This is a genomic window from Methylobacterium sp. J-076, assembly GCF_022829405.1.
Lineage (GTDB): Bacteria > Pseudomonadota > Alphaproteobacteria > Rhizobiales > Beijerinckiaceae > Methylobacterium.
In genome coordinates, this window is sequence record NZ_JAKSXW010000091.1 from 23,307 (window position 1) to 42,837 (window position 19,531).

At 73.1% G+C, this 19,531-nt stretch carries 16 protein-coding genes and 1 tRNA gene; 7 read left to right on the forward strand and 10 right to left on the reverse strand.

The window, feature by feature from the left end:
• Positions 1–104 precede the first annotated feature (104 nt).
• The gene (locus MKK53_RS08850; protein ID WP_243928329.1) at positions 105–809 is read right to left on the reverse strand and encodes a sugar transferase; all 705 of its coding nucleotides are present in this window, start codon (positions 807–809) and stop codon (positions 105–107) included.
• A gap of 559 nt (positions 810–1,368) precedes the next feature.
• Between MKK53_RS08850 and MKK53_RS08855 the strand changes: the two genes are divergently transcribed.
• The 3 genes from MKK53_RS08855 (at position 1,369) to gspD (ending at position 7,193) form a co-directional block, all read left to right on the forward strand.
• Positions 1,369–3,105: a type I secretion system permease/ATPase gene (locus tag MKK53_RS08855; RefSeq protein WP_243928330.1), complete on the forward strand. Its 1,737-nt coding sequence runs from the start codon at positions 1,369–1,371 to the stop codon at positions 3,103–3,105.
• On the forward strand, positions 3,105–4,460 hold the full coding sequence (locus MKK53_RS08860; protein WP_243928331.1) for an HlyD family type I secretion periplasmic adaptor subunit: 1,356 nt from the start codon (positions 3,105–3,107) through the stop codon (positions 4,458–4,460). Before MKK53_RS08855 ends, MKK53_RS08860 begins: the two co-directional genes overlap by 1 nt.
• A 300-nt stretch (positions 4,461–4,760) precedes the next feature.
• Positions 4,761–7,193, forward strand: coding sequence for a type II secretion system secretin GspD (gene gspD, locus MKK53_RS08865; protein WP_243928332.1), 2,433 nt, complete (start codon positions 4,761–4,763; stop codon positions 7,191–7,193).
• Between the two features lie 466 nt (positions 7,194–7,659).
• Here the strand turns inward: gspD and MKK53_RS08870 are convergent, their stop codons facing one another.
• The 3 genes from MKK53_RS08870 to MKK53_RS08880 are packed head-to-tail and all read right to left on the reverse strand — an operon-like array spanning position 7,660 to position 9,763.
• Entirely contained in the window at positions 7,660–8,160 is a 501-nt protein-coding gene (locus MKK53_RS08870) for a hypothetical protein (protein ID WP_243928333.1), read from the reverse strand.
• Positions 8,157–8,687 carry a hypothetical protein gene (locus tag MKK53_RS08875; protein ID WP_243928334.1) on the reverse strand — a complete coding sequence of 177 codons (531 nt, stop codon included), beginning with the start codon at positions 8,685–8,687 and terminating at the stop codon, positions 8,157–8,159. Before MKK53_RS08875 ends, MKK53_RS08870 begins: the two co-directional genes overlap by 4 nt.
• Positions 8,684–9,763 (reverse strand): hypothetical protein, encoded by a 1,080-nt coding sequence (locus MKK53_RS08880; RefSeq protein WP_243928335.1) that lies wholly within the window; start codon positions 9,761–9,763, stop codon positions 8,684–8,686. The genes MKK53_RS08875 and MKK53_RS08880 overlap by 4 nt, the downstream gene beginning before the upstream one ends.
• A 163-nt stretch (positions 9,764–9,926) precedes the next feature.
• Here MKK53_RS08880 and MKK53_RS08885 point away from each other — a divergent pair, with 163 nt between their 5' ends.
• Positions 9,927–11,657 (forward strand): GspE/PulE family protein, encoded by a 1,731-nt coding sequence (locus MKK53_RS08885; protein WP_243928336.1) that lies wholly within the window; start codon positions 9,927–9,929, stop codon positions 11,655–11,657.
• Complete coding sequence (locus MKK53_RS08890; RefSeq protein ID WP_243928337.1) at positions 11,657–12,871, forward strand: type II secretion system F family protein; 1,215 nt, start codon at positions 11,657–11,659, stop codon at positions 12,869–12,871. Before MKK53_RS08885 ends, MKK53_RS08890 begins: the two co-directional genes overlap by 1 nt.
• A gap of 178 nt (positions 12,872–13,049) precedes the next feature.
• On the opposite strand, the gene MKK53_RS08895 is transcribed toward MKK53_RS08890, so the two are convergent.
• Both MKK53_RS08895 and MKK53_RS08900 read right to left on the reverse strand, forming a co-directional pair.
• Entirely contained in the window at positions 13,050–13,583 is a 534-nt protein-coding gene (locus tag MKK53_RS08895) for a prepilin peptidase (protein WP_243928338.1), read from the reverse strand.
• Positions 13,584–13,588: 5 nt separating this feature from the next.
• Positions 13,589–14,422: a hypothetical protein gene (locus MKK53_RS08900; protein ID WP_243928339.1), complete on the reverse strand. Its 834-nt coding sequence runs from the start codon at positions 14,420–14,422 to the stop codon at positions 13,589–13,591.
• A 193-nt stretch (positions 14,423–14,615) separates the two neighbouring features.
• On the opposite strand from MKK53_RS08900, the gene gspG reads away from it, so the two are divergent.
• Positions 14,616–15,062 carry a type II secretion system major pseudopilin GspG gene (gene gspG / locus MKK53_RS08905; protein ID WP_243928340.1) on the forward strand — a complete coding sequence of 149 codons (447 nt, stop codon included), beginning with the start codon at positions 14,616–14,618 and terminating at the stop codon, positions 15,060–15,062.
• 64 nt (positions 15,063–15,126) lie between these two features.
• Here the strand turns inward: gspG and MKK53_RS08910 are convergent, their stop codons facing one another.
• Together MKK53_RS08910 and MKK53_RS08915 are read right to left on the reverse strand one after the other, a co-directional pair.
• A complete protein-coding gene (locus MKK53_RS08910; RefSeq protein ID WP_243928341.1) occupies positions 15,127–15,657 on the reverse strand; it encodes a winged helix-turn-helix domain-containing protein in 531 nt (176 codons plus the stop codon).
• Between the two features lie 82 nt (positions 15,658–15,739).
• Complete coding sequence (locus tag MKK53_RS08915; RefSeq protein ID WP_243928344.1) at positions 15,740–16,852, reverse strand: replication protein RepA; 1,113 nt, start codon at positions 16,850–16,852, stop codon at positions 15,740–15,742.
• A gap of 727 nt (positions 16,853–17,579) precedes the next feature.
• Here MKK53_RS08915 and MKK53_RS08920 point away from each other — a divergent pair.
• Positions 17,580–18,389 (forward strand): TrmH family RNA methyltransferase, encoded by an 810-nt coding sequence (locus tag MKK53_RS08920; RefSeq protein WP_243928342.1) that lies wholly within the window; start codon positions 17,580–17,582, stop codon positions 18,387–18,389.
• A gap of 52 nt (positions 18,390–18,441) precedes the next feature.
• On the opposite strand, the gene MKK53_RS08925 is transcribed toward MKK53_RS08920, so the two are convergent.
• Complete coding sequence (locus tag MKK53_RS08925) at positions 18,442–19,314, reverse strand: polysaccharide deacetylase family protein (protein WP_243928343.1); 873 nt, start codon at positions 19,312–19,314, stop codon at positions 18,442–18,444.
• 134 nt (positions 19,315–19,448) lie between these two features.
• A tRNA-Met gene (locus MKK53_RS08930) sits at positions 19,449–19,525 on the reverse strand.
• Between the last annotated feature and the right edge of the window lie 6 nt (positions 19,526–19,531).

A 19,531-nucleotide genomic window follows, 5' to 3' on the forward strand; every position in this document is an offset into this window, starting at 1 on the left:
TGCGGCTTGGCGCCCGCCGTGACCTCGTGGATCAAACATATAGCGGGACGGAGATACTACACAATCGCGCGATAGGATAAATTAAAAGAGCGTTAATCTGGAGATCAGTACGAACCCTTGACCAAGAAGACCGCCGGGACCGTGCGAAGAATGATGACCATATCGCCGGCAAAGCTGCGCGACTCGACGTATTGGCGGTCCAGCCGGACGCGTTCGGCATAGCTGGTGTCGGAGCGTCCGCTCACCTGCCATGCCCCGGTCAGGCCCGGCCGCACGGCGAAGTAGGCGGAGGCCGCCTCGCCGTACTTCTCGACCTCGGCCTGCACGATCGGCCGGGGGCCGACGAGGCTCATCTCGCCCCTTGCGACGTTGATCAGCTGCGGCAGCTCGTCGAGGCTCGACTTCCGCAGCAGGTGCCCGATGGCGGTGATCCGCGGGTCGTCCTTCAGCTTGTGCGTCCGGTTCCATTCCGCCAGGGCGGCCGGGTTCTCGGCGAGGTGGCGCTTGAGGATCGCGTCGCCGTCGATCCGCATGGAGCGGAACTTCAAGCACCCGAAGAACGTCTCATGCCGGCCGAGGCGGCGATGACTGTAGAAGGGCGAGCCCCCGTCCACCGCCCAGATGGTCAGCGCGACCAGCAGGAAGAGGGGCGCCAGGAGGAGCAGGCACGTCACCGCGACGCTCAGGTCGAAGGCGCGCTTGAGCGCCCTGTCGACGATCTGGCCCAGACCAAACCGGCCCTTCGTCCGTGCGACCGTGGACGGCGCCTTGGAGCGCAGCACGGCAAGGGGCAGGTTGTGATGCAGCATTCTGCTTCCCTCTCTGGCACAGCCAAGGACGTCAAGTTTTCACGAGATATTAAATTTTGAATGGCAGATTGCGTTGCACAACTCAAGTTCGATGATCGGGCACTTTGCCTAATTTTTTCGATTCTGAGTATGGAACCCTTTTGGGGGGTTCGATTTCAAGGACTAAATTCTTCAAGGGGTTAGGCCCGTCGGCGCGCAGCGTCCGGCCCGCGCAACGCCCTTGGTGCATTGCAATAATCCGGCGCCGTTCCGGCCCCGCCGGCCCCCCTCGGCCGCTGCCTCGAAAACCGCCATGGAAATAATTCTGCCCCCCTGACGGTCGGGGCCGGGGGCGCGTGGCATTCTACGTAGACGGCCCGTCCCGCCGGTCCGGCGGCGCCACGCCTCCCGCCAAGGTGCCGCAATTGAGTCGCGGGGCGGCCATGGCGGCGACGCAGACATTGTTAATCACCCCCGAGCATGGTCCCGATACGGGGAGGACCGGGTCGATGGACCGGACCTCCAAGTAATCGTCCGAGCATTCGATCCACGCCGCCACGCTCAGCGAGTCGCGATCCCGATGACAGGCAGCCCTTCCACGCTGGCCTCGGCGCTCGAGCGCTGCCGCCTGGCGTTCATCGGCGTGGCGTGCATGAGCGCGCTGGTGAACGTGCTCTACCTCACCGGCTCGTTCTTCATGCTGGAGGTCTACGACCGGGTGATCCCGAGCCGGTCGGTGCCGACCCTCGTCGGCCTGTGCGTGCTGGCCCTCATGCTCTACGCCATCCAGGGCCTGCTGGAGGCGATCCGCGCCCGGGTGCTGGTGCGCATCGGCATGGCGCTGGACGAATCCCTGAGCGGGCGCGTGTTCGACGTCACCGTCCGCGCCCCCCTCCGGGGCGGCCTCGGCGGCGACGGGGGGATGCCCCTGCGCGACCTCGACCAGTTGCGCGCCTTCCTCGCGGGCGGCGGCCCGCCCGCCCTGTTCGACCTGCCGTGGATGCCGGTCTACCTCGCCATCTGCTTCCTGTTCCATCCGCTGATCGGCGTGGCGGCGATCTTCGGCATGCTCGTGCTGGTGGCGGTCACGCTCCTCAACGACCGGGCGACGCGCCGCCCGACGATCCAGTCGGCCGTGCATGCCCAGAAGCGCCACGCCCTCGCCGAGGTCTCCCGCCGCAACGCGGAGGCGCTCGCCGCCCTCGGGATGCAGGGGCGCCTCGGCCTGCGCTGGGCCCTCGTCAACCGCGAGTACGGCCTCGCCCAGCAGCGGGCGTCCGATGCGGTGGGCGGGTTCGGCGCCCTGTCCAAGGTGTTCCGCACCGCCCTGCAATCGGGGGTGCTGGCCCTCGGCGCGTGGCTGGTGATCCACAACGAGGCCACGGGCGGCATCATCATCGCCTCCTCGATCCTCGTCTCCCGCGCCCTCGCCCCGGCCGAGCTCGCCATCGCCCACTGGAAGAGCTTCGCCGCCGCCCGGCAGAGCTGGCGCCGCCTGTCCGACCTGTTCGCCCGCCTGCCCGAGGCCCCCCGGCCGCACGCCCTGCCCGCCCCCACCCGGCAGCTCACGGTGGAGGCCCTCGCCGTCTCCCCGCCCGGCCCCCGGCGGATCGTGGTGCAGGACGCGACCTTCGCCCTCTCCGCCGGCCAGGGCCTGGGGGTGATCGGGCCGAGCGCCTCGGGCAAGTCCTCCCTCGCCCGGGCGCTGGTGGGCATCTGGACGCCCGTTCACGGGCAGGTCCGCCTCGACGGCGCGGCCCTCGACCAATGGTCGAGCGAGGCGCTGGGGGCCCATCTCGGCTTCCTGCCGCAGGAGGTCGAGCTGTTCCCCGGCACGGTGGCCGAGAACATCGCCCGGTTCGAGGCCGGGGCACAGCCCGAACGCGTCCTGGCCGCGGCGAAGGCGGCCTGCGTCCACGAGCTGATCCTGCGCCTGCCCGAGGGCTACGACACGGCGATCGGCGAGAACGGCGCCGGCCTCTCCGCCGGCCAGCGCCAGCGCATCGGGCTCGCCCGCGCCCTGTACCGCGACCCGTTCCTCGTGGTCCTCGACGAGCCCAACTCCAACCTCGACGCCGAGGGCGAGGCCGCCCTCACCGAGGCGATCCTCGGGGTGCGCCGCCGGGGCGGCATCTGCGTGGTGATCGCCCACCGGCCGAGCGCCCTGGCCGCCCTCGACCGGGTGCTGGTGCTGGCGGAGGGCCGGGTCCAGGCCTTCGGGCCCAAGGACGAGGTGCTGAAGCATGTCCTGCGCCCCGCGCAGGTGCCCGTCCCCGGCCAGGCCCCGGCCGTCGCGAACCTGCGTGAGAGCGCGTGATGACAGAAGCCGCCTTGTCCGCCATCGGCTCCCTCGGCGTGCCCCTGGCGGCGCCCTCGCCCGTCGCCCTCCCCTCGATCCGCCGCCACCTCGCCGCGGCGCTGGGCCTCGGCCTCGTGCTGGTGCCGGGCGTCGGCGGCTGGGCCGCCCTCACCCAGGTCTCGGCGGCGGTGATCGCCCCCGGTCAGCTCGTGGTCGAATCGGACGTCAAGAAGGTCCAGCACCCCACCGGGGGCGTGGTCGGCGAGATCCGCGTGCAGGAGGGCAGCCGGGTCCAGGCCGGCGACGTGCTCGTGCGCCTCGACGGCACCCAGATCCGCACCAACCTCGAGATCGTGCTGAACGCCCTCGACGAACTCGCCGCCCGCCGCGCCCGCGACGAGGCCGAGCGCGACGGGGCCGCCTCCGTCGCCTTCCCCGCCGACCTCGTGGCCCGGGCCGGCACGGTCCCGTCCGTCGCCCACCTGATGAAGAGCGAGGCGCGCCTGTTCCAGTCCCGGGTCTCGGCCCGGGAGGGCCAGAAGGCGCAGCTCACCGAGCGCATCGCCCAGCTGCGCCAGGAGATCCAGGGGCTCGGCGAGCAGACCGGGGCCAAGAACCGCGAGATCGCCCTGATCCAGCAGGAGCTCGTCGGCGTGCGCGACCTCTATGCCAAGAACCTCGTCCCCCTCTCGCGGGTGACGGTGCTGCAGCGCGACGCGGCCCGGCTCGAGGGCGAGCGCGGGCAGCTCGTGGCGTCCACCGCCTCCTCCCGGGGCAAGATCGCCGAGACCGAGCTGCAGATCATCCAGATCGACCGGGAGATGCGCACCGAGGTCGGCAAGGACCTCGCCGAGATCCGCGGCAAGTGGTCGGAGCTCGTGGAGAAGCGCGTGGCGGCCCAGGACCAGCTGATGCGCATCGACCTGCGCGCCCCCCAGGACGGCATCGTCCACCAGCTCACCGTCCACACGGTGGGCGGCCTCGTCACCCCCAACGAGCCGGCCATGCTGATCGTCCCCCAGGCCGACCAGCTCCTCGTCGAGGTGCGGGTGCAGCCCCAGGACATCGACAACGTCCGCCTGGGCCAGAGCGCGATGCTGCGCTTCCCCGCCTTCAACCTGCGCACCACGCCGGAGGTGGAGGGCGAGGTGGTGCGGGTCTCCGCCGACGTCAGCCAGGATCCCAAGACCGGGATGTCCTACTACACCGCCCGGGTGCGCCTCGACGCCGGGGCCAAGGAGGCGATGGGCGCCCTGCGCCTCGTCCCCGGCATGCCGGTGGAGGCCTACATGCAGATCGGCGAGCGCTCCGTCCTCTCCTACCTGACGAAGCCCCTCACCGATCAGGTCGCCAAGGCCTGGAAGGAGCGCTAGGCGCGGGGGGCTTCCCCTACCCCTCCCTCATCCCCAGCCCCCCTGCCACGTCCGCCCCGTCTTCCCGCGGGGCAGGCCCCGGAACCGAACCGGTGGTGGCCTATAGGACCGGGCGGGGACGCGAATGCAAATACCCGGTCATTTCTGTCATGCTCGACTTCAGGTTGCTCTTTCACTGTATTCAGGCGTGTAGTTTGAGCGCAAGTAAACAGCTATAGATTGCAAATAAAGGGTTTATTAACCACATTCGCCTATCCCGGTTCCCACGGCACAGCTGCCGGAACGGGAGCCTCCAGTCGTATGAAGGGTCGCGCAAAGTTCGTGGGCGCGGCAATCCTGTGCGCCGCGGCCACCGCAGCCTGGGCTGCCGAACCCCTCTCGGATGTGCCGGACGGCACGGGCGGCGGGCTGCGCGGGGCCTCCGGCGTGGTCGCCCGGGGCACCGACCGTTTGGTCGGCAGCGAGAGTGGGGTGCAGGAGCCCCTCCCCGCCGGGATGGTGAGCCTCAACCTCGTCGAGGTCCCGCTCCCCGTCGCCGCCAAGGCGGTGCTCGCCGACACGATGGGCTGGGGCTACACCCTGGACGCGGAGGCCGGCGGCCCGGTCACCCTCCAGACGGGCGGGCCGGTGACCCGGGCGGCCCTGCTGTCGATGTTCGAGGGGGCCCTCTCCAGCCGCGGCCTCGCCCTGCGCCGCCGGGGCCGGATGGCGCAGATCGTGACGGCGGGGGGCAACAGCCTCCAGCCGGTCCGCGGGACCGGCGCCGAGGCCGGCGCCGTCGTGGTGCCCCTGCGCTGGATCTCGGCGGCGGAGATGCAGGCGATCCTGGCCTCGGTCGCCCCCCGCGAGGTGCTGCTGCGGGCCGACCGGGCGCGCAACGTGCTCATCCTCAACGGCGATGCCGGCCAGATCCGCACCCTGCGCCAGACCATCGAGGTGTTCGACGTCGACTGGATGCGCGGCATGTCGACGGCGATGCTGCCGGTGCGCTCCTCGAATCCCCGGGCCATCGCCCGCGACCTCACGCAGATCTTCGGCGGCGAGACGGCCGGGACCGGCGACGTCATCCGCTTCGTGCCGAACGAGGCCCTGAGCGCGGTGCTCGTGGTCAGCTCCCGGGCGGTCTACCTCGACCGGGCGCGGGTCTGGCTGTCGGAGCTGGAGACCCTCGCGGGCGACCGGGAGCGGCAGCTCTTCGTCTACCGGATCCAGAACCGCTCGGCCAAGGAACTCGCCGCTGTCCTCCAGGGCGTCGTCGCCGCCGAGACCGGCACCAGCGTGAACGTCTCCTCCGGGGCCGGCTTCGGTGCGGGGCTCGGCGCGGGGGCCGGGGCCGGCTTCGGCCCCGACGGGGGGAGCTTCGGCGGGGGGGGCTTCGGCGGGGGCGCGGGCCTCGGCGCCTCCGGCTTCGGGGGCGACCCGGCGGGGGGATTCGGCGCGGGCGGCCAATCGGGGCTCGGGGCGACGGGTCCTGGGGCGACGGGACTTGGAAGCGCGGGACTTGGGGGCGCGGGACTTGGAGGCGCGGGCAGCCTCGCGGCCACGGCCCCCCTCGGCGGGGCCCCGGGCTTCGGCCAGTCCGGCGGGCCGGCGCCGGGCGGCTACGGCGGCGGCGCGGCCTTCGGGGCGGGCGGCGGCGGGCTGCAGGGCGGCTCCGGCGCCTACGGGGGCGAGACGGGCGCCTACGGCATGGCCGTGGGGGCGCAGCGCCGGGACATCATCGGCATCGTGGCCGACGAGACCAACAACAGCCTCGTGGTCTCGGCCACCCGCAACCAGTACGACAAGATCCTGCGCATCCTCGGCCGCCTCGACGCGATGCCGACGCAGGTGCTCCTCGAGACCGTCATCGCCGAGGTGACGCTGAACGACGAGCTCCAGTTCGGCGTGCAGTGGTTCCTGCAGAACCGGGGCGACCGGCTGAACCTCGCCTCCAGCGCCACCGGGGGCATCGCCGGCTCGGCGGTGCCCGTCACCGGCACCGGCACCGCCGTCAGCGGGACGGCGGCCCTGGTCAGCGCCGCGACCCGGGGCGTGCCGGGCTTCAACTACCTGATGAGCGCCACGAACTTCAACGTGGTGCTGAACGCCCTCCAGGGCATCACCCGGGTCCACGTCCTGTCCTCGCCCAACATCACCGTCCTCGACAACCGCACGGCCAAGCTGCAGATCGGCGATCAGGTGCCGATCGTGAAGCAGAGCGGCCAGAGCGCGCTGGCCGCCGGGGCGCCGATCCTCAACCAGATCGAGCTGAAGGACACCGGCGTCATCCTGTCGGTGACGCCGCGGGTGAACAAGAACGGCCTCGTGGTCCTCGACATCAACCAGGAGGTCAGCGACGTGGTGCCGACCACCACCTCGACCATCAACTCGCCGACGATCCGCCAGCGGCGGGTGGCGACGAGCGTGGCGGTGAACGACGGGCACACCCTGGCGCTGGGGGGCTTGGTGCAGGAGAAGTCGCAGCTCTCCAACGAGAGCCTGCCGATCCTGGGCGACCTGCCGATCATCGGCATGGCCTTCCGCAACCGCGCCGACATCCGGGTGCGGACGGAGCTGATCGTGTTCATCCGCCCGAAGGTGATCCGCGGCACGGCCGAGGCGGACAAGATCTCCGACGACTTCCGCCAGCAGTTCCGGGCGATGATGCCGGTCCGCCCGGTCCCCGCCCCCCCGCCCATGGCGATGCCGCTGCCCGGCACCGAGGGCGTGCTGCGGCGGATGATGGACTAGACGCAGTGTCCGCCGAAGTGGATGCCGGTTCGGCGCAAGTAAATGCGGGAAAGACAAGGGATTGGACCATTTTCTGTGATCCATGGATTACAGAAAAAGGACTCGCGCCGGGAGGGGAGGCCGGCGAAGCCCTCATCGCCCCGCCGGCGGAGATCGGCCCCGGACGTCGCGACCTGCCCGATCGCATGTCCCTTCGGCGACCTCTCCGGCCGGGTTTCCGGCGGCCTCGAACGGCGTGTTCGCCGCGCGGCGAGTGAGAGCGCCTTCCGCACACCCTGGATCAGGTGGTCCCGCGGCTCCGCGCGGGTCCCCTCCCCCTGGTGGGGAGGGGCAGGGGTGGGGGTGGTACCGGAGAGGGCCCTAGTGCAGTGACGCACTCACTCCGTTCATGCGTCTCTGCCCTGGCTTCTTGTTTTTGCATCAATTTTTTCCAGACACGGCTGACGCCTTCGTCTGGATCGATGCCCTAGCGCCGCAGGGGCGGCGGCCCGTCCTCGAAGGGGGCCGGGCGCAGGGTGGTGGGCGGGCCGAGGAACTCCGCGTCGAAGCGCTGCCCCCGCTGGGTGACCGTCACCCGGTCCGCGCCGATGGCGGCGACGCGCCAGTCGCCCCGCCCCTCGCCCTGGGCAAGCCAGGTCTGGTCGCCGCTGCCGTCGTCGATGAAGGCCCGGGCCTGCGCGCCGTCCAGGCGGAGGCCGAGGAGCCTCAGCACGGGGGCCGTGGGGTCGGGCCGCAGGATCAGGTCGCGGCTGCCCTGGGCCGTCCAGAACCGCCGCCCGGGGTCGAACAGGGGCCGGCGCAGGGCCGAGCCGTCGGCCGGGGCGGCCGGCAGGATCGCGGCGCGGGTCACGGCGGGGACCTCCTCCGCCGGCAGGGCGTAGGCACCGCAGGCCGCCAGGGCCGCAACGGCGAAGGCGCAGCGCGCCCCCCAGCCGCCCGCGGCCGGGATGCGAGGCAGGGCTCTCACGGCGTCCTCCGGGGGGCGGGGGCGGGCGGCACGACCACCCCGCGGGCCGTCACCACCATGCGCATGAGCAGCGGGCGGCCGATCTCGGAATCGGCCGGTCGCTCGATGCCGAGATCGGCCTCCTCCACCGCCACGGGGGGCGTGCCGGTCTCCAGGGCGTAGGCCAGCCCGTGCAGGCCCTCGGCGGTGCCCCGCAGGGTCCCGCGCAGGCGCGGCACGCCCGGCCGGGCGGGGTCGGCCTCGAGGGTGGCCGCATCGACGATCACCGCCCGGTCCGCCGCCAGGGTGTCCAGGCGCCCGCGGAAGGCGGCGAGCAGCGCGTCCCCGTCCGCCGCCACGAGGGGCGGGGCGACGGGAGCCTGGGCCGCCCGCGCCTGCGCCCGGTCCAGGCGTTCGCGGGCGGCCTCGATCGCCCCGGAGGCGTCGAGGGAGGACAAGACCGCCCCCGCCATCAGGGCGAGGAGCGCCCCGGCCCCGGCGAGGCGGACCAGCAGGGGCCGCAGGGCGAGGTCCGCGAGGCGCGTCACCGCACGCCCCCCCGGTCGGCCCGCGGCAGGAAGACGACGAGGCGCGTGAGGCCCGGGGCCTCGGCCAGCGAGCCGCGCAGGCTCGGCGGCCCGAAGCCCGGCACCCGGGCGAGGCCGGCCAGGGCCTCGGCCTCGTCCCCCGCGGTGAGGGTGAGGAGCGCGCCCGTCGCGTCGAGGTGCAGCGACGTCGCCGAGGCGCCGTCCGGCAGGGCGGCGGCCAGGGCGTCCCAGGACCGGGCCAGGGGCGGGGCGCGGCCCGCCTCGATCACCGCGAGGCCCGCCTGGACCGGGGGCGGCACCGGCACGACCGCGTGCCGGGCGGCGGCGAAGGCCCCGTCCAGGGCCGCCAGGGTCGCGTCCTGATGCGCCCGCCAGCCCGCGAACGCCAGGGCGAGCAGGAGGCCCGCGCCGAGCCACAGGCCGAGATCCCCCGCCCGGGCGCCCCCGAGCAGGGCCGGCAGCGCCCGGTGCCCGTGGCTCAGGAGATCGACGGGCATGGTCTGGTCCTCGGCCCGGCCCACCGCCACCGGCCCCACCGGCAGCCCGGCCCGGGCCAGGGCATCCAGCAGCGGATCGAGCCGCGCCTTCTTGATCACCACGTGCCGCACCCGCAGGGTCCGGCCGGCGACGTCCTCGCCCTCCACGAACCAGTCGCTGTAGACCGCCCCCGCCCGGAAGGGCGTGGCCGCCTCCAGCTCCTCGGCGAGGAGGGCGCGCATCCGCGGCAGCGCCGCGCTCGGCAGGTCGAGGGCGCGGATGAAGCAGGCGCCGGGGTCGAGGAGCACCTTGGCCCGCACCCCGCCCCGCCCCCCGGCGACGGCGGCGATGCGCTCGGCGAGGTCGTCCGCCTCGCCCGCGAACCGGTAGGTCCGCACCTCCCCCTCGCGGCGGTCGGTCACCGTCACCGCCCCCGGCGCCCCGAGATGCACCGTCAGGGCGGTGGGCAGCCGGTCGGCCCGGGGCTCCGAGAAGCCCGACAGGTGGACCGCCGCGTCGAGGGCTTGCCGCAGCCGCGGGCTCCGGGCTCCGGCGAGCAGGAGGCGGAGCCCGGACGGGACGGCGGAGGGGGCGTTCACGCTCGAGCTCCGGAAGATCGCATGGGCCTTCGTTAAGCCTCCGGTATTGCTAACCGCTTAAGGTTGTATCGACAGCATTCGATCGCGAAACAGGCGAATGCAGGCGGAACGACCGGCACGACCACCCCTGTCGCGCCGCATCTCCTCACGGGACGACCGGGCGATGCTGAACATCTGGGCCGCCAAGAGCCGCCCGCTGCGCTCCCAGCCCGACCGGCGGGGCGGCCGGCGCGACCCCCGCGACGCGGCATCCAACTTCATCGCCTTCCTGGCGGAGCGGGAGGCCCTGGACGCGGCGGGTCACGCGCGGGCGCTCTCCGCCCTCGACCTGCCCGGCCGGCGCGCCCTGCCGGTGCTGCTGGTGGAGATGGGCCTGATCCACGAGGCCACCCTCGTCACCGCCCTGTCGGAGGCGACGGGCCTGCCGATCCTCGACCCCGACGCGGTGCCCGCCGCCCCGGTCCTGCCGGAGGCGGTCGGCGCCGACTACTGCCTCCGCGCCCGGGTCCTGCCCCTGGCGGCCGGGCCGGACACCCTGACCGTGGCGGTGGTCGATCCGTTCGATCCCGAGATCGCCACGGCCCTCTCCCACCTCGCCGACCGGCGGGTGGAGCGCCGCCTGATCGGGCCGGGCCATTTCGAGCGGGCGCACCGGGCGGTCTACGGCGACGCCGCCCCGGACGAGGACGGGCCGGTGGACGACGACCTCGCCCGGCTGCAGGACGTGGCGAGCCAGGCGCCGATCGTGCGGCTGGCCGCCCGCCTCGTGCGCAAGGCCTTCGAGCTGTCGGCCTCGGACGTCCACCTGGAGGCCGAGGAGGCCGACATGCGGGTGCGCTACCGGGTCGACGGGGTGCTCATCGAATCCGAGCGGCTGGCGAAGTCGGTGCAGCTGGCGCTCACCACCCGCATCAAGATCCAGGCCGGGCTCAACATCGCCGAGCGGCGCCTGCCCCAGGACGGGCGCATGAAGGCCCCCGACCGGGGCCAGGAGGTCGACATCCGCGTCTCGACCCTGCCCACCGCCCACGGGGAGAGCGTGGTGCTGCGCGTCCTCGACGGCTCCCGCCGGGTGGACGATTTCGGGGGACTGGGCTTCGACGCCCCGGCCATCGCCCGGATCGAGGCGATGACCTCCCGGCCGAACGGCCTCGTCCTCGTCACCGGCCCCACCGGCTCGGGCAAGACCACCACCCTCTACGCGGCCCTGAAGCGCCTCAACGGGCCCCACCTCAAGGTCGTCACCGTCGAGGACCCGGTGGAGTACCGGATGGCGGGGGTGAACCAGGTGCAGGCCCATCCCGCCATCGGCCTCGACTTCGCCGCCGCCCTGCGCTCGATCCTGCGCCAGGACCCGGACGTGGTGATGGTGGGCGAGATCCGCGACGGCGAGACCGCGCGGATCGCCGTGCAGGCCTCGCTCACCGGCCACCTCGTGGTCTCGACGCTGCACACCAACTCGGCCGCCGCCGCGGTGACCCGGCTGATGGACATGGGCGTCGAGCCCTATCTCCTCGCCGCCACCCTCAACGGCGTCGTCGCCCAGCGCCTCGTGCGCTGCCTGTGCGACGGCTGCGCCGAGACCGTCCCCGGCACCGACCGGGACCGCCTCGCCCTCGGCCTGCCCCCCGGCCCCCCCTTCACCCTCCGGCGGCCCTGCGGCTGCGCCGCCTGCAACGGCACCGGCTACCGGGGCCGGATGGTGGTGTCCGAGGTGATGCTCCTCGACGGGGAGTTGCGAGGCATGATCGCCGAGCGGGCGGGGGAGCGGGCCATCGCCGGGCGGGCCCAGGCCGGCGGGATGACCTCCCTCTCCGCGCGCGGGCGGGCCCTGGCCCTCGAGGGCCGGACGAGCCTCGACGAGGTCGGCCGGGTGCTCGAGGGTCTCGCGTGATGGGCCACTTCGCCTACAGGGCCTATTCCGCCGACGGGCGCACCCGCACGGGGAAGGTGGAGGCGCCGACCCGCCAGCGGGCGGTGGCGCAGCTCCAGGCCGAGGGCCTGCGGGTCTTCGCCATCGCCCCCGCCGCCCCGGGGCCGGACGCCTTCTGGAAGCGCGACCTGTTGCGCCGCGACCGGGTGAACGATGCCGGCCGGGTCGCCTTCCTGCGGGAATTCGGCACCCTCCTCGGGGCCGGGCTCACCGTCGACCGGGCCCTCCGCCTCACCGAGCGGCAGGCCCCCCGGGCCCTGCAGCCGGTCCTCGCCGACCTGCTGGAGCGGGTGGTGGGCGGCGCCTCCCTGTCGCGGGCCATGGCCGCCCACCCCCAGGCCTTCCCGCCGGACATGGTGGACATCGTCCGGGCCGGGGAGGCCACGGGCACCCTCACCGACGTGATCGCCTCCCTCACCGCCTCCGTGGAGCGCCGGGACGCGGTGCGCCGCCACCTCACCTCGGCGCTGATCTATCCCGGCCTGCTGGTGCTGATGGCCATCGGCACCGTGGCGATGATCGTCGGCGTGCTGGTGCCCGCGCTCGCGCCGATGTTCGAGGGCAGCGGGCAGGCGCCCCCCTTCGCCATCCGCGCCGCCGGGGCCCTCGGCGCCTTCGTCTCCGGGTGGTGGCCGGTCCTCCTCGGCGGGACGGGGCTCGCCGCCCTCGCGCTCGGGCGGCTCTGGCCGAGGCCGGGCTTCGCCGCCGCGCGCTCCGCCCTGGCCCTGCGCCTGCCCCTGGTGCGGGAGGTGGTGGTCGGGATCGAGCTCGGGCGGATCTGCCGGGTGCTCGCGACCCTGCTCCAGGCACAGGTGCCGGTGCCGGACGCGGTGGCCGCCACGAGGCCGCTGGCCGGCAACCTGGTGTTCCGCCTCGCCCTGGACGAGGCCGGGCAGCGCCTCACCGAGGGCGGCAGCCTCGCCTCCGGCCTGGGGCGCCTGCGCCCCTACGCCCCCTCGACCCTCAACCTCATCGCCAGCGGCGAGCAGGTGAACCGCCTCGGCAGCGTGCTGGGCCACGCCGCCGACATGCACGAGACCCAGACCCGCCAGCGCATCGACGGGATGCTCGCCCTGTTCACCCCCCTCGTCACCGTCGCCATCGGCGGGCTGATCGGCGGCCTCATCGTCTCGGTGATGGGCGCGATCCTGAGCGTCGGGCAGCTGGCGCAGTAGGGGGAATAGCGAATAGCGAATAGCGAATAGCGAATAGCGAATAGCGAATAGCGAATAGCGAATAGCGAATAGCGAATAGCGAATAGCGAATAGCGAATAGCGAATAGCATGATGCGGTTCGGCGGGCGTGCGTCAACCCCCCACCTATTCGCTATTCGCTACTCCCTATTCGCTCACCTCACGCCGGAGGCGGGAGGAGCAGCGCCACGTGGAGGCCGAGGGCGAGGAACGGCCCGAAGGGCAGGCGCGTCGCCCGGCCGATCCGCCGGCCCACCAGGGCCGCGAGGCCGGCCCCCGCCAGGGCCGCGAGGCTCGCCACCAGGATCAGCAGCGGCACCTGGGCGAGGCCGGTCCAGGCGGTCGCCGCGGCCAGGAACTTCACGTCCCCGAGGCCGAGGCCGATCCGACCCCGCAGGCGGGCATGGAGCGCCCGCACCGACCAGAACAGGCCGAAGGCCACGGCCACCTCCGCGATCCGCAGGAGCACCGCCTGCGGATCGGGCGCGCGATACGCGGCGAGGCCGAGCCCCGCCGCGAGCAGGGCGAGGTTCAACCCGTCCGGGATGATCCGCCGCCGCAGGTCGATCACCGCCACCGGCACGGTCAGCGGCAAGAGCAGGAGGGTGGGCAAGGGCGCGGACGGGAGAGCGGACAGGAGGGTGGACCAGGCGGCCGGGGCGAGGCAGCCGGCCCCGAAGCAGTCGCCCGCCATGCGCCTCAGCCCCGGGCGGCCACGGCCGGCCCGGGGGCGGCACCGACCCGCACGAACTGGCTCGCCGGGATGCGTCCGCCGCGCCCGCGCCCGACACCGGCCGCGGCGGGCCCCCGGCCGGGCGCCCCCCGGCGCAGGGCGCTCCACTCGCGCAGGTGGAGCCAGAGGGTGTAGGCGCCGAGGGAGGCCGCCGCGACCCCGGTGAGCCACAGGCCGATCAGCACCCCGTAGGCCACCGTGCCGTTCAGCTCGCGCATCAGCCCCAGGGCGAAGGCGGTGTACCAGGACACCCCGGAGACGGCGCCGGAGACGAGGAAGATGCCCGTGCGCGCCCCGGAGATGCCGTCGAGCATCGGGCGGCCCACGTCGCGCAGGATGCCCGGCAGGACCGCGCTGTGGATGACGAGCCCGTTCAGGGTGAGCACCACCACCACCGTGATCTTCGCCCACAGCTTCGGGTTCTGGAACTTCTCGGGGGATTCCGCGGCGTAGACGGCCAGGAAGCCGAGGCCCGACAGCCAGAGCAGCACGATGCCCACCGTGCAGACCTTGCTGACGAACAGGAAGATCCGCGCGATCTCCGGCGGCAGGCCGCCCCAGCGCATCCAGCGCAGGATCCAGAAATCGAGCATCGTGGCCCCGCCGAGGCCGAAGCACAGCCCGACCAGATGGAGCCCCACGAGCAGGGTCAGCACCCGCACCGGCGGCAGGGCGCCCGGGAGGGCGAGGGTGAGGGGCTCGGCCAGGGCCGGCCCCGCGGCCAGCACCAGGGCCAGGACCAGGGCCAGGACGGCGCCGGCGCCGACGGGGAGAAGGATGCTCGTGCGCGAAGCGCTCATCGTCTCTGCCGCCCTCGCGGGCCCGCCCTTCGGAAATGCACGCGTTCTGTCGCAGGACCGCGTTAACAAAGGCGAAAAACCAGCCGCCGTTTCCCGCGAAACCCTTCGCTCGAGGGGTTAGGCGCCAGCGAAATCTTTAGAAAGCCCCGTCATCCTGAATGCCTATAGGCAGAGGTATTGTCGGAGCCGGGCGATGGACGAAGACGGGAACGGGGGCGCCGTGCCCGACGGGCGGGCGGGCGAGGCGGGCTTCTCCCTGGTGGAGCTGCTGGTCGTCCTGGCGATCATCGGGATGATCGCGACCATGGTGACGCCGCAGGTGCTGGGCTATCTCGGCCGCGCCAAGGGCGAGACGGCGCGCATCCAGGTGAAGAACATCGCCCAGGCGGTGGAGCTCTACTCCCTCGACCTCGGCGGCTACCCGAGCCCCGAGCAGGGCCTCCAGGCCCTGGTGCAGCCCACCGGCCCCGGCTGGCGCGGCCCCTACGTCCGCGACGCCCGCGGCCTCCTCGACCCGTGGGGCCACCCCTACCTGTACCGCGCGCCCGGCCTGGGCACCGCCCCTTACGAGGTCTACTCCCTCGGCAGCGACGGCAAGGTCGGCGGCACCGGCGACTCGGCCGACGTCGCCAGCAACTGACGGGGTTTCGTAAGGGCCGGGCCCTGTCGCGGGTGCAGGGCGGCGCCCCGCAGGGCCCGGGGGCCTACTCCTCCGCGAGGCCGTAGACCGCCTCGCCGTGGCGGCGCAGGGGGCCGCCCTCGCCCGCGCGCTTCCAGAGACGGGTGTTGAGCGCCGCCACCGGGTCCCGCCCCGGGATGGCGAAGCCACGCCCGATCAGCGCGTCGTGGATCTCCCGGGCATGGAGCGGCCGGCCCGCCCCGGCGAGCACCGCGCAAGCCGCCTCCACCAGGGCGCGCCCGTACCGGCGGGCGCCGGTGGGATCCTCCGCGAAGGCGACGGGCTCGGGCGCCCCCTGGCGCCGCGGCCGGGCGGGCGGATCGGCGGCCGGCACCGGGGCCGCCGGCATCCCCCACGCCGCCACGGGTGCCGCGGCGGGCACCGCCTCCGGCCTCTCCTCCGCCGGGGACGGGGCCGGGGCCGGGGATGGCCCCGCCTTCAGGCGCCGGCCCAGTTCGAGGTAGAGGACGAGGTCGGCGATCTCCCGGTCGAGGGCCTCGCGCTGCCGCCGCAGCTGGGCCAGCCGTTCCTCCGCGTCATGTTCCGACAGGCTCATTCCATTCCGACCGCCTAAATTCCCTTGATGGAATAACGCGGTATGCCCGGCGGTTCAACGGAATAAATCGTCTTCCCTCTGATTATTCCATCTCTTCCGTGCGCCCGTGGGCCGTTCTCTTCTTCGTTCCCTTCCGGGGCGGCACCAGCAGCGCGGACTCGTCGGCCGGGGAGAGGACGAGGCCGTTGTCGTCGAGGGCCGCGGGGAGCTTCGGGAAGACCTCCTGCAGGTGGGCGAGGTCGGCCTTGAACGCCTGCCGGAAGCTGCGGATCGAGGCGTTCTCCGCCCCGAACTGCAGGTGCAGGTTGTTCCAGGTCAGCCGCAGGGGCCGGGGCAGGGCCCGGAGGCGGTAGCCGAGCCAGAACAGCAGGTCGAGCTTGCGCGCCGAGCCGGAGAACGCCTTCGCCGCCCGCATGTCGACGGGCAGGGCGTGGCGGATCAGGGTCTCGTAGAATTCCTGGTCGAACCGGACGGTGCGCGCCATGTCCTGGGCGTCCTCCCCCTCCCCCGCCCGGGGCTGCCACAGCTCCAGGCTGCGGAACGGGGGCACGTTGAGGGTGGTGGCGCTGTCGCGCCCGTCCCACAGGCCGATCTGCATGGTGCAGGCGGCCAGCCGGTTCAGCTGTTCCTTGAACTGCCGGATCGTGCCGCGCTCGCCCCCCGTCACCGCGAAGCCCATCTCGCGCATGAACCCGGAGAGGGTGTCGGCGACCTGCACCACGGCGCTGCGCTGGCGCACCGCCTCGGTGCAGAGGTGCAGGAGCACCAGCCGCGCCTTCGGCCCGTAGGGCAGGCCCTGGGGCTCGAAGGAGCCCGTGGTGGGGTCCTTCAGCCGCCCGGCGATCAGGTTGAGGGAGTTGCGCCCGTAGGTGCGGGAGAATTCCCGCACCGGGCCGGGGTCCCGGTAGGGCAGGCCGCACAGGGCCAGCACCGAATGGATGTGCTGGAGGTTCTCCGGCAGAGCGGGCTCGTTCTCGATCACGAGGCGCACCGCATCCCGCCGCCGCTGGTCCCGCGACAGGTCCGCCCGCCGGGCCTCCTCCTGCCCCAGGGCCGCCGCCTGCGCATTCCGCTCCCGCTGCCGGTGGTGCAGGTGGGCGACGATCTGCGCGAACAGGAAGCCCCCCCGCGCCGCCTCCAGTTCGGCCAGGAGGTCGGGATCGCGGATCTCTGCGATCGTGGCCTCGATCCCCATCGGCTCCCGCACCCAGCTCCCGGCGGCCCCGGATGGGGCGCGCCATCCTCCGGCATGGCACGATTCGCCCTCGCCCTGCGCCCGCCCGGGGGACTTGTCCCGGCAATCCACGCATCCCCGCCCCGCTTCCCGGCCCGGCTTCCTGCCCACGGTCCCGGCCGTGCCAGCCGGCCTCGCCCGCCGGACGGGCCCGAGCCCCGCCGGCCCACCCCGGCGGCGGCTATGCAGGACCGCCGGGGGAGCCCCTCCGGGAGGGCACGCAGAGTTCGATACGCCCCGTTCTCCCCGTTATTCACACTCTTCCCTGTCGCGGCGCGCCGAATCGCATACGCGGCCACGCAGAATCCCATGCAGGCCCGGCCCGGCCCGGCGCAGACTCCCATACGGACCTGCGCAGAGTCGCATTCGCATCCGCGCAGAGTCCGATACCGGAATGGGCCTCAACCCCTTGTGGCACCGTGGGAAAGGCCCTCGGCATATAACCTTCCGAACTGACTCCTGAATATCATTGGTTTGATATCTTTCCTAATGCGGGCGAGGATCATCCGCTTTAAAGGACGGAACGGCCGGAAGGAATGAACATGTTTTGAAGGGAATAACCCCCGCTTGTCCACATCGGGGGGCCCTTCGGCGGAGGGAATGCGGACGCGACTTGACGAAACCGGGGGCGGGCGCTTCACCGAAGGTTCGTATGTTGAGACATGGTTCGAAGGAGCCCGTCCCCCCCTTGGCGCCCCCCGACACCCGCAAGCCCGGCCGGCCCTTCAGGCCCCGGTTTCCCGGCCGCCCCGCCCATGCCGGCGGCCCCCCTCCCCGTCCCGCGGCGGAGGATTCCGTCGTGCTCTACGGCTGGCACCCGGTGGCCGAGGCCCTCGCCAACGAGCGCCGGGGCCTGCGCCGGCTGCTGGCCAGCGAGAATGCCGCCCTGCGCCTCACGGAGACCTTCGGGGAGGCCCTGCGCATCGTGCCGGAGATCGTGCGGCCGCCGGAGATCGGGCGGCTCCTCGGGCCGGATGCGGTGCATCAGGGGCTGTATCTGGAGGCGGACGCCCTCCCCGCCCCGGCCCTCGACGCCATGCCGGAGGACGCGCTGCTGCTCGCCCTCGACCAGATCACCGATCCGCACAATGTCGGCGCCATCGTGCGCACGGCGGCGGCCTTCGGCGTCACCGGCATCGTCACGACGGTGCGCCACGCCCCCGGGGCCACCGGGGTCCTGGCCAAGTCCGCCTCCGGCGGCCTGGAGCACGTGCCGTTCATCACCGTGCGCAATCTGGCCGAGGCGCTGATCACCCTGGGCGAGCGCGGTTTCACCCGGATCGGCCTCGATTCCGACGCGGAGGTCGCCCTCGACACCCTCGTCCCCCCGCGGCCCCTGGTCATCGTGCTGGGCGCCGAGGGCAAGGGCCTGCGGGAGCGCACCCGCAGCTGCTGCGACACCCTCGCCAAGATCCCGTTCTCGGGGGCGATCCGCAGCCTGAACGTGTCGAACGCCGCGGCGATCGCCCTCTACGCCCTTGGTCGCTCCGGCGGCTGAGGCGGTCGGCGTCCCGCCGGGGCGTCGCCCGGACGCCCCGTGGGGGCCGGGATCAGAGGATCGCGGCGGCGTGGGAGGCGATGGCGCCCGCGGTGGTGAGCCAGACCCGGTCCCGGTGCGCGGCGATGTGGGCGAGGGCCGCGCGCAGGGGGCGCAGGCGGTGGGGCTGGCCCACGATGTAGGGGTGGAGGGCGATGCCCATCACCAGGGGGGCGCCGGCCGATTGCGCCAGCATCTCGTCGAAGCCGTCGATGATGGCCTGGGCGAAGTCCCGGCCGGTCTCCTTGCGCGCCACGATGGCCGGGATGTCGTTCAGCTCCTGCGGGTAGGGGATCGCCAGGATCGGGCGCGTGCGCGTGGCGAACCAGGTCGGCTGGTCGTCGTGGCACCAGTCGAGGAGGTAGCGGTAGCCCGCCTCCGCGAGGAGGTCGGGGGTGGTCCGGGATTGCGAGATCCAGGGCCCGAGCCAGCCCTCCGGCGCCCGGCCCTCCTCCCGGGTCAGCACCTCCGTCGCCTCGGCGATCAGCGCCCGCTCGGCGGCCTCGTCGAGGGTGCCCTGGCGCTCGGCGTTGCTGCGCCCGTGGCCGACGATCTCGTCGCCCCGGGCGCGGAACGCCTCGATCAGGCCGGGGCAGTCCCGGTAGAGGCGGCTGTTGACAAGGACGCTGGCGGGCAGCTGCAGCGCGTCGAACAGGTCGCGCAGGCGCCACGCGCCGACCCGGTTGCCCCAGTCGCGCCACGCGTAGTTCAGCACGTCCGGCTGCGGCCCCCCTGGCGCCAGCTCGGCCCCGAGGCCATCGCCGAAATCGAAGGTCTCGAGGTTGAGGGCGATGTAGACGGCGAGCCGCCTCCCCCCAGGCCAGTCGTAGACCGGCCGGTCCGGCAGCGCGCTGTAGGGGTAACGTCCGTGATGGGGGAAGCTCATGCCACCGGAGATAGCGCACCCCGGGCGGTGTTTCCAAAGGACCCGCGCCCCTTCGGGGCCTGTTCTCCCGCCATCGGCGCGCACGAAAAAACCCGCCCTGTCTTTCGACGGGGCGGGTGTGGTGGTGTGGGATTTGGTTGCGGGGGTTGGATTTGAACCAACGACCTTCAGGTTATGAGCCTGACGAGCTACCGGACTGCTCCACCCCGCGGCAAAC

Excerpts from the sequence above, each read along its gene's own strand:
- MKK53_RS08850 (WP_243928329.1), bottom strand. The coding sequence starts at position 809 with ATGCTGCATCACAACCTGCCCCTTGCCGTGCTGCGCTCCAAGGCGCCG.
- MKK53_RS08855 (WP_243928330.1), top strand. The coding sequence starts at position 1,369 with ATGACAGGCAGCCCTTCCACGCTGGCCTCGGCGCTCGAGCGCTGCCGC.
- MKK53_RS08860 (WP_243928331.1), top strand. The coding sequence starts at position 3,105 with ATGACAGAAGCCGCCTTGTCCGCCATCGGCTCCCTCGGCGTGCCCCTG.
- gspD (WP_243928332.1), top strand. The coding sequence starts at position 4,761 with ATGAAGGGTCGCGCAAAGTTCGTGGGCGCGGCAATCCTGTGCGCCGCG.
- MKK53_RS08885 (WP_243928336.1), top strand. The coding sequence starts at position 9,927 with ATGCTGAACATCTGGGCCGCCAAGAGCCGCCCGCTGCGCTCCCAGCCC.
- MKK53_RS08890 (WP_243928337.1), top strand. The coding sequence starts at position 11,657 with ATGGGCCACTTCGCCTACAGGGCCTATTCCGCCGACGGGCGCACCCGC.
- MKK53_RS08895 (WP_243928338.1), bottom strand. The coding sequence starts at position 13,583 with ATGGCGGGCGACTGCTTCGGGGCCGGCTGCCTCGCCCCGGCCGCCTGG.
- MKK53_RS08900 (WP_243928339.1), bottom strand. The coding sequence starts at position 14,422 with ATGAGCGCTTCGCGCACGAGCATCCTTCTCCCCGTCGGCGCCGGCGCC.
- gspG (WP_243928340.1), top strand. The coding sequence starts at position 14,616 with ATGGACGAAGACGGGAACGGGGGCGCCGTGCCCGACGGGCGGGCGGGC.
- MKK53_RS08910 (WP_243928341.1), bottom strand. The coding sequence starts at position 15,657 with ATGAGCCTGTCGGAACATGACGCGGAGGAACGGCTGGCCCAGCTGCGG.
- MKK53_RS08915 (WP_243928344.1), bottom strand. The coding sequence starts at position 16,852 with ATGGGGATCGAGGCCACGATCGCAGAGATCCGCGATCCCGACCTCCTG.
- MKK53_RS08925 (WP_243928343.1), bottom strand. The coding sequence starts at position 19,314 with ATGAGCTTCCCCCATCACGGACGTTACCCCTACAGCGCGCTGCCGGAC.